Genomic DNA, 1,348 nt, shown 5'->3' on the forward strand with positions numbered 1-1,348 from the left:
GTACGCCTCGGACTGCGCCGTTCCTCCGCTCGTGGGCGGAGCGGCGGAGGGGGCTGCCGCCGCCGCGGGCGGGGCGAACGGAAGGGCCAGGGCGGCCGCGCACGTGACACCGATCGAGGAAGCAAGGAATCCACGCATGCCCCTGATCGTGGACATCGTCGTACAAATCTGTCCATCCGTGATCTGACGGGCTGTAGGGCGATTTCGTCCGAACCGGTGGCGGTGCGGTACGCCGTACGCTCGGTGTCCGCCCGTGGGCCCGCGTACGCTTGCGCGGGTGAACGCGACCGACCGCACCCCTGCCGACCTGCTGAGTTCCGCGCTCGCCGCGGACCCGGGACGCCCCCTGGTGACCTTCTACGACGACGCCACCGGCGAACGCGTCGAACTGTCCGTGGCCACCTTCGCCAATTGGGTGGCCAAGACCGCGAATCTGCTCCAGGACGAACTGTCCGTAGAACCCGGCGACCGGGTCGCGCTGCTGCTGCCCGCGCACTGGCAGACGGCCGTGTGGCTGCTGGCGTGCGCGTCGGTGGGTGTCATCGCCGACGTGGCGGGGGATCCGGCGGCGGCCGACGTGGTCGTGAGCGGGCCGGAACCGGAGTCGCTGGAGGCGGCGCGGGCGTGCTCGGGGGCGCGGATGGCGCTGGCCCTGCGGCCGCTCGGGGGGCGCTTCGTGCCGCGCGCGCCGGATGGCTTCGCCGATTACGCGGTGGAGGTGCCGGGGCAGGGCGACCGGTTCGTGCCCTACGCGCCGGTGGATCCGGAGGAGCCCGCGCTGATCGTGGCCGGGCGGGAGTTCAGCGGGGCGGAGGTCGTGGAACGGGCTCGGGCGGAGGCGTCGGGCCTCGGGCTCACGGGGCCGGGGGCGCGGATTCTGTCGGGATTGCCGTACGACACCTGGGCGGGGCTGAGCGCGGGGCTGTACGGGCCGTTGGCCAGCGGGGGGTCGGTGGTGCTGTGCCGGCATCTGGAGCTGGCGGACGCGGGGGTCGTGGACCAGCGCATCGAGTCGGAGAAGGTCTCCGCGACGGCGCGGTGAGGTGTCTGCCGGGGGGTGGTGACTCGGCGTTGGGTGAGGCGGCGGATCGAAGCGGCCCGGCGGACTGTGTGCCGGGAGTGCCCGTGGACGCCGGGGCGGCCACGCCCGTGACGGCGCCGGAGCAAGCCCACGCCCGAGACGGCGCCGGAGCAAGCCCGCGCCCGTGACGGCGACAGCGCGGGGCCCGCCCGTAGGGGTCGGCGCGGCCCCGTGCCCCGTTCGGCTCAGTCCCGTTCCGCCTCCGGCGCTCGCTCGGGTCATGGTCGTAGGAGCGCACGTGTGCGGGACGGAGGGAGACGTGAGCGA

Annotated in this window: 1 protein-coding gene and 1 pseudogene; one reads left to right on the forward strand and one right to left on the reverse strand. The window is 74.3% G+C overall.

The window, feature by feature from the left end:
- Positions 1–297 (reverse strand): annotated as a pseudogene (locus EBH09_RS38915) (N-acetylmuramoyl-L-alanine amidase); the annotation flags it as partial.
- Here EBH09_RS38915 and EBH09_RS14375 point away from each other — a divergent pair.
- Positions 278–1,042, forward strand: coding sequence for a TIGR03089 family protein (locus EBH09_RS14375; RefSeq protein WP_121747417.1), 765 nt, complete (start codon positions 278–280; stop codon positions 1,040–1,042). The pseudogene EBH09_RS38915 and the gene EBH09_RS14375 overlap by 20 nt on opposite strands.
- Positions 1,043–1,348: the final 306 nt, after the last annotated feature.

Source organism: Streptomyces sp. E2N166 (assembly GCF_003671715.1).
In the GTDB taxonomy this organism is placed as follows: Bacteria; Actinomycetota; Actinomycetes; order Streptomycetales; family Streptomycetaceae; genus Streptomyces; species Streptomyces thinghirensis.